Source organism: Actinomycetota bacterium (genome assembly GCA_035540895.1).
In the GTDB taxonomy this organism is placed as follows: Bacteria; Actinomycetota; JAICYB01; order JAICYB01; family JAICYB01; genus DATLFR01.
In genome coordinates, this window is record DATLFR010000182.1 from 1 (window position 1) to 6,991 (window position 6,991).

Consider the following 6,991-nt stretch of genomic DNA (forward strand, 5'->3'; position numbering starts at 1 on the left):
CCCCCAGCCCCCGCCTCGCGAACGAGGTGACCGCCTCGGGGGTCGCGTCGGTGAGGCGGGGGACGAGCCGGACCCCCGCCCTCTCGGCCATCTCCATCACGTAGCGGGCGACCATGAACTCGGGAGCCAGCATGAGGACCGGCTCGGTCGCGAGCTGGGAGATGGAGACCGAGGCGGCTTCCGCGAACGGGTGGTCCGGGTGCACGACCAGGACGGGCCGCCACCGGGATAGCTTCCGCGACCGCATGTCCGGCTCGATGACAGATCCGGGGAGCGTGGCGAGCTCCACCTCCCGGTCGCGCAGCGCGCGCACGGCCGCGTCCACCCCGAGGGACCGCACCTCGACCCAGACGTCAGGCTCCCTCTCGCGGAAGGCGGCGATGCCGCGCGCCAGGATCCCGATCCCTCCGGCCAGGCTCCCGATCCGGATGCGGCCCGCTGCGCCGCGGGCGATCGCGGACGCCTCCTGCAGGGCCCGGTCCCGCTCCGAGACCAGGCGCGCCCCGGCCGCCGCCACGGCCGTACCCAGCGCGGTGGGGGCGGCCTGCCGGGGGAGCCGGTCGAACAGCCGTCCACCGAGCTCCCGCTCGATGCGGGCGATGCGCCTCGACAGGACGGGCTGGGAGACCGAGAGCTCGTCCGCGGCGGCCGAGAAGGTCCCGGCCCGGATCACCGCCCGGACGGCCTCGAAGTCGTCGATGTCCATCCATGCATCCTATGCATGGCTATGCACCAGAACCAGTATTGGACGTTATGGCGGTCCGGGCGGGACAATCTGCTCCCACAGAGTCCGATCGCGGAGGAGACCATGTCCTACATCACGGCCGGTGACGTGAAGCTGCGGGCGCGGCGGTCCTGTCTGTCCGTCCCGGCTTCCAGCCCGAAGATGCTCGCCAAGGCGCCGACCCTGGCCGCCGACGAGATTTTCATGGACCTCGAGGACTCCGTCGCCCCGGCCGAGAAGGAGTCCGCCCGTCAGAACGTCATCGCCGCCCTGAACGAGAACGACTGGGGGACGAAGACGGTCGTCCTGCGCATCAACGGCGTGTACACCAGCTGGTGCTACCGAGACATCATCGAGGTGGTCGAGGTGGCTGGGGAGCGGCTCGACTGCATCATGATCCCGAAGGTGCAGTACGCCTCGGACGTCGTCTTCGTGGCCAACCTCCTGCGCATGATCGAGGAGACGAAGGGCTTCTCGAAGCGGATAGGGCTGGAGGCCCAGATCGAGAACGCCCTCGGGCTGACCAACATCGACGAGATCGCGGCCGCCTCGGACCGGCTCGAGACGCTGATCTTCGGCCCCGGCGACATGGCCGCGGCGATGGGGATGCCCCACTCGACGGTGGGCGAGATCGTGCAGGACTACCCGGGAGACCACTGGCACTGGATCCTCATGCGGATCCTCGTCGCCGCGCGCAACAACAACCTGCAGGCCATCGACGGTCCCTACGCGAAGATCCGTGACCTCGACGGGTTCCGGGAGGTGTCCAAGCGCTCCCGGGCGCTCGGATACGACGGGAAGTGGGCGCTCCACCCCGACCAGGTCACGGTGCTCAACGAGGTGTTCGCCCCCTCCCAGGAGGAGTACGACCGGGCCGAGGACATCATCGAGGCCTACGCGAAGGCGACGGACGAGGAGAAGCGCGGGGCGGTCATGTTCGGGGACGAGATGATCGACGAGGCGTCCCGTAAGATGGCCGCCGTCCACGCCGCGCGCGGCCGCGCGGCCCGTCTCGAACGCTCACGCGCCTAGGGGGAGCCGATAGAGCCGCAACCCGCCGAACAGATCTCCGCCGCCGAGGTGGCGGCGGCCGGCCGCGGGGAGGACCTCGAGAGCCTCACCCGGCCCCTCCTCGACCTGCTCCAGAGGATGACCGGGCTCGACTCCGCCTACCTGACCCGGGTGGACGCCGACGAGGACGTGCAGGAGATCCTGTACTCGAACAACCTCCACCCGGACGACTTCGAGATCCCGGAGGGGTTGAGGGTCGACTGGTCGGACACCCTGTGCCGCCGCGCGCTGGAGTCCGGTCGGACCGTGACCACCGACGTCCCCGACGTGTGGGGGGACAGCCAGGCCGCCCGAGACCTGGGCATCCAGACCTACGTGAGCGTCCCGGTGATCACGTCCGACCAGCAGCTGTTCGGCACCCTCTGCGGGGCCAGTGGACGCAGCCTGGCGGTCGAGCGGCAGGCCCAGGAGGTCATGGCCCTCTTCAGCCGGCTCATCGCCGATCAGGTGGCGCGGGAGCGCGCGCTCGCCCAGGAGCGGGACCGGGCCCAGCGAGCGGAGACGCGCATCCAGGAGCGGGCGCGCTTCCTGGCCGTGGCCGAGCACAAGCTGAAGACCCCGCTCTCGGTCGTGAGCGGCTGGGCCAGCATCCTGCGCCGCCGGTGGGACGCTCTCGAGCCGGAGAAGAGGCTGACGGCTCTCGAGCACGTGGACACCGCCGCCAGTCAACTCGCCCGCCAGCTCGATGAGATGCTCCAGGAGGCGCGCGCCGAGGTGCTCGCGGCCGAGCTCGAGCCCGAGGAGCTCGACCTCGGTGAGGTCATAGGGTCCATAGCCGCCCCCTTCGGCGGGATGTCCGAGAGGCACACCGTCTCGGTCGGAACGGAGCCGGGCGTCGTGGTGCGCGCGGACGAGCGCGCCCTGGCCGACGTGATGGGGCACCTCGTCGAGAACGCGGTGAAGTACAGCCCCGACGGCGGGACGATCGCCGTGACGGTCCGGCGCGAGCCCCGCTGGGGCGTCGTCGAGGTGCGCGACGAGGGCGTGGGCGTCCCGGAGGGCGCGGACGTCTTCCAGCCGTTCACGCGCGCCGACGACCGGACGCCGGGGGTCGGTCTCGGGCTCCACATCGTCCGCAACCTGGTGGAGGCGATGGGAGGGACCGTCACCGCGCGCCGCAACCAGGACATCGGGTCCACGTTCACGGTCTCCCTGCCCATCGCGGGCACGGACTGACAGGAGGAGCAGGATGTCCATCACCGACTGGTCGGGCTTCGAGCTCACAGACGTGCAGCAACAGATCGTCTCCACCGTGCGCGACTTCATCGAGAAGGACGTGATGCCGGTCGCGGATGAGATGGAGCACCGCGACGAGTACCCGGACCAGATCGTCGAGAAGATGAAGGAGCTCGGTCTGTTCGGGCTGAAGATCCCCGAGGAGTACGGGGGGATCGGGGAGTCGCTCACCACCTACGCGCTGGTAGTGGTCGAGCTGGCCCGAGGGTGGATGTCCCTCTCCGGGATCCTGAACACCCACTTCATGGCCGCCTGGCAGATCGAGACCTACGGTCCGGACGAGCTGCGCCAGCGCTACCTGCCCAGGATGGCGACGGGGGAGCTGCGCGCGGCGCTCTCGATGTCCGAGCCCGAGGCCGGATCCGACGTCCAGGCCATCCGGTGCCGGGCCGTCCGCGACGGCGACGTCTACCGGGTGACGGGCACGAAGATGTGGGTGACGAACGGCCTCCGGTCCGGGCTCGTCTCCCTGCTGTGCAAGACGGACCCCGACGCCGACCCGCCCTCGCGTGGCATGGCCCTGCTGATGGCGGAGAAGGAGCCCGGGGCGGAGAAGATGCCGGGCCTGGAGGTCTCTCCCAACATCGACAAGATGGGCTACAAGGGCGTCGAGACCACCGAGCTGATCTACGACGGGTACGAGGTGCCGGTCGGCAACATCCTCGGCGGCCAGGAGGGGCAGGGTTTCTACCAGGTGATGGCCGGGATCGAGATCGGCCGGGTGAACGTCAGCGCTCGAGCGATCGGGGTGATGATCCGCGCGTTCGAGGAGGCGATCCGCTATGCGCAGGAGCGCAAGACCTTCGGGAAGCCGATCGCCCAGCACCAGGCCATCCAGTTCAAGCTGGCCGACATGGCCACGAGGATCGAGGCCTCCAAGCAGCTGATGATGGCGGCCGCCCGCAAGAAGGACCGCGGCGAGCGCACCGACCTGGAAGCGGGGATGGCGAAGCTGTACTCGTCGGAGGCGTGCGTGGAGGTCGTCACGGAGGCCCTGCGGATACACGGCGGGTACGGGTACTCGAAGGAGTTCACGGTCGAGCGCCTGTACCGCGACGCGCCCTTCTTCCTGATCGGAGAGGGGACGTCGGAGATCCAGAAGAGGGTGATCGGCCGGCAGCTCCTCGAGCGGTACAAGGTCTGATGTCCTACCCGGAGCTCGACGCGCTGCGCGCCCAGGTCGTCCAGCTCGAGGGCGTCCTGGACGACATCGCGCCCGGGGCGTGGGGACGGCCCACCCGTTGCACGGAGTTCGACGTGCGGGAGCTGACCGCCCACCTGGGGGGCGCGCTCTCCCGCTACGCCTCGCTCGTGGGGGCGGGCCCGGCTCCCGCGCGGACCCACGACCGTGTCCGGTGGTGGACCCTGCGTGACCCCGACGAGCGCAGCCCGATCATCGCCAAGCTGACGAAGGAGGCGGCCGGCGACCAGCCGGGCGAGCGGATCCGTGACTTCACGCTGAAGGCCGCCCATGGCCTGACCGACGCGCTGGACCGCGATCCCGTCGACCTCGTCGGCACCGAGGAGGTCGGGATCGAGGTCCGGGAGATGGCCGCGGTCGCCGTGCTCGAGTCCGGCGTCCACACGATGGACCTCGGCCACGCCCTCGCCAGGGGTGAGAGGCTCGCCCGCGAGGCGTCGGAGCTGATCGTCTCCGTGCTGGACACGATCGTGGGGGAGCCGCTGCCCGTCTCCCTGGGCTGGACCCCCCGCACCCTCATCCTCACGGCGACCGGGCGGCGTGACCTGCTCCCTAACGAGAGGTGGACGCTCGGCTCCCTCGCCGATCGTTTCCCGATCATCCGATGAAAGGAAGGCCATGACGCAGGAGCTACCGTTCGGTCGGTGCCTGGAGGACTTCAACGTCGGCGACGTGTACCGGCACTGGCCCGGCAAGACGATCACCGAGTACGACGACCACCTCTTCTGCATGATCACGATGAACCACCATCCTCTGCACACGAACGCGCATTACGCGGAGAACGTCAGCCAGTTCAAGCGCAACGTGGTGGTCGGCAACCTGGTCTACTCCCTGGCGCTGGGGATGAGCGTGCGCGACGTGTCGGGCAACGCGATCGCCAACCTCGAGATCGAGAACCTCAGGCACCCGGCCCCCGTGTTCCACGGCGACACCATCTACGCGGAGACCGAGGTGCTCGAGGTGAACCCCTCCCAGAGCAAGCCGGACCGCGGGATCGTCAAGGTCCGGACGATCGCCTACAACCAGGACGGGAAGATCGTCTGCGAGTTCGTCCGCAAGGTGATGATCCCGACCCGGGAGGCGTTCTCCGACCAGCCGGCGCGTCCGCAGGTGCAGCGCGGCTGAGCATGGTCGTCCGGGATGCCGTCCCGGCGGACGCCGACGCCATGGGGGAGCTGCACGTCCTCGCCTGGCAGCACGGCTACCGGGGCCAGCTCCCGGACCCGTTCCTGGACGCCCTGTCGGTCTCCGAGCGGCGGCTCCAGTGGAGGCAGAGGCTGAGCGAGGACCGTCCGGCCGAACGCGTCCTGGTCGTCGAGGAGGAGGGGACCGTCTCCGCCCTCTCCGTCGTCGGTCCGTCCCGCGACCCCGACGCCGAGCCCGGCACGGGGGAGCTCATGGTCATCAACGTGCACCCCGCCAGATGGGGGCAGGGAGCCGGCCGGACGCTGCTGCGGGCCTGCGTGGCCGAGCTCCGCGCCCGCGGTTTCGCCAGGGCCACCCTCTGGGTGCTCGTCACGAACTCCCGGGCGCGGCGGTTCTACGAGGCTGACGGGTGGGTGCCCGACGGCGCCGAGAAGGTGGAGCGGCGGAAGGGAGCCCGGCTGCAAGAGGTCCGGTACGTGCTGGACCTAGGCGGGGACGTCGACGAGCCGTAGCCGCATCCCCGCCAGGACGGCGTCCACCCGGTTGTTCACCCCGAGCTTGCGGTAGCAGTGGGTGATGTGGGTGTTCACGGTCCGCTCGGTGATAGAGAGGCGGATCGCGATGCTGCGGGCGCTGAAGCCCTGCGCGAGCAGCGCGAGCGTCTCCCGTTCCCGCGGCGTCAGGCGGGGGCCGTTGGCGGTCTCCCGTCCTCCCCCGACGAACCCGCGCATCACACCGCCGGCGATGTCCGGGCTCATGTAGGTCCCGCCGTCCCGGACGACCCGGAGCGCCTCGGCGATCTCCCTCGAACCCGCAGACTTGGACACGTACCCCGACGCACCCGCCCGGACCGCCGAGCGGACGGTCTCGGGATCCTCGTCGACCGTCAGCACGAGAACGCGGGTCGCGGGGTGGCGGGACCGGATCAGGGCCAGCGCCTCGAGCCCGCCCATCTCCGGCATCTGGAGGTCGAGCAAGACGAGGTCGGGCTCGGTCTCCTCGCAGAGCCGGACCGCGTCGCGCCCAGTCTCGCCCTCACCCACGATCTGCGCCGCCTCTCCCACCATCAGGCGGAGCCCGGTCCGCGCCACGGCGTGGTCGTCGACGATGACGATCCGCATCGGATCCATACCGCCTCCTCGTCCTGCGGAGACGCTAGGGCGCATGCGGCGGTGCCGCATGACCCGGACGGGTGGTGTCCCGCACGCCGTATGACCCACTCCTGCAGCGCCCGCTGGTGACACCTAGCTCGGCGGGACAGGTGCGAGCGCCTCCGGGGGCCCTCAGCCGCCCTGTCCGGGGTCACCTACGCCGGCGGGGGCCGCGCAGAGGCCACCAAGCGCTGGTCCTGCGCGCGTTGTTGCTCCTGTTCTGCATGTGTTGTCTGTGGCTCGTGTTATGTTCTGCGCGTGAGCGGCCGGCGCTAGACTCGGCCCCCGGGGGCGCATCCCGCGCGTCCGGGTGCCACGCGTCGAGCCGCAAGGAGGACCGATGAGCGCGCGATTCGGCCGGGTCGTTACTGCGATGGTCACCCCGTTCCGCGACGACGACCTCGCTCTGGACGTCGACGAGGCGCAGCGGCTCGCCCGCCACCTCGTGGACTCGGGCTGCGA

General features: G+C 70.2%; 9 protein-coding genes. 7 read left to right on the top strand and 2 right to left on the bottom strand.

Translation table 11 applies throughout. The features are described 5' to 3' along the window. Positions 1-706, bottom strand: a 706-nt coding sequence (locus tag VM840_10450; GenBank protein ID HVL81998.1) for a LysR family transcriptional regulator, incomplete at its 3' end; no start/stop codon positions are given. A gap of 102 nt (positions 707-808) precedes the next feature. Between VM840_10450 and VM840_10455 the strand changes: the two genes are divergently transcribed. The 6 genes from VM840_10455 to VM840_10480 are packed head-to-tail and all read left to right on the top strand — an operon-like array spanning position 809 to position 5,890. After that, positions 809-1,756, top strand: coding sequence for a CoA ester lyase (locus VM840_10455; GenBank protein HVL81999.1), 948 nt, complete (start codon positions 809-811; stop codon positions 1,754-1,756). A 48-nt stretch (positions 1,757-1,804) separates the two neighbouring features. Beyond that, complete coding sequence (locus VM840_10460) at positions 1,805-2,971, top strand: GAF domain-containing sensor histidine kinase (protein ID HVL82000.1); 1,167 nt, start codon at positions 1,805-1,807, stop codon at positions 2,969-2,971. A 13-nt stretch (positions 2,972-2,984) separates the two neighbouring features. Further along, positions 2,985-4,175: an acyl-CoA dehydrogenase family protein gene (locus VM840_10465; GenBank protein ID HVL82001.1), complete on the top strand. Its 1,191-nt coding sequence runs from the start codon at positions 2,985-2,987 to the stop codon at positions 4,173-4,175. Continuing rightward, on the top strand, positions 4,175-4,840 hold the full coding sequence (locus VM840_10470; GenBank protein ID HVL82002.1) for a maleylpyruvate isomerase N-terminal domain-containing protein: 666 nt from the start codon (positions 4,175-4,177) through the stop codon (positions 4,838-4,840). Before VM840_10465 ends, VM840_10470 begins: the two co-directional genes overlap by 1 nt. A gap of 10 nt (positions 4,841-4,850) precedes the next feature. Beyond that, positions 4,851-5,357 (top strand): MaoC family dehydratase, encoded by a 507-nt coding sequence (locus tag VM840_10475; protein ID HVL82003.1) that lies wholly within the window; start codon positions 4,851-4,853, stop codon positions 5,355-5,357. A 2-nt stretch (positions 5,358-5,359) separates the two neighbouring features. After that, the gene (locus VM840_10480) at positions 5,360-5,890 is read left to right on the top strand and encodes a GNAT family N-acetyltransferase (protein HVL82004.1); all 531 of its coding nucleotides are present in this window, start codon (positions 5,360-5,362) and stop codon (positions 5,888-5,890) included. On the opposite strand, the gene VM840_10485 is transcribed toward VM840_10480, so the two are convergent. Then, the gene (locus tag VM840_10485; GenBank protein HVL82005.1) at positions 5,864-6,499 is read right to left on the bottom strand and encodes a response regulator transcription factor; all 636 of its coding nucleotides are present in this window, start codon (positions 6,497-6,499) and stop codon (positions 5,864-5,866) included. The genes VM840_10480 and VM840_10485 overlap by 27 nt on opposite strands. 370 nt (positions 6,500-6,869) lie before the next feature. Between VM840_10485 and VM840_10490 the strand changes: the two genes are divergently transcribed. After that, the coding region (locus tag VM840_10490; protein ID HVL82006.1) for a 4-hydroxy-tetrahydrodipicolinate synthase at positions 6,870-6,991 on the top strand (122 nt) is incomplete at its 3' end.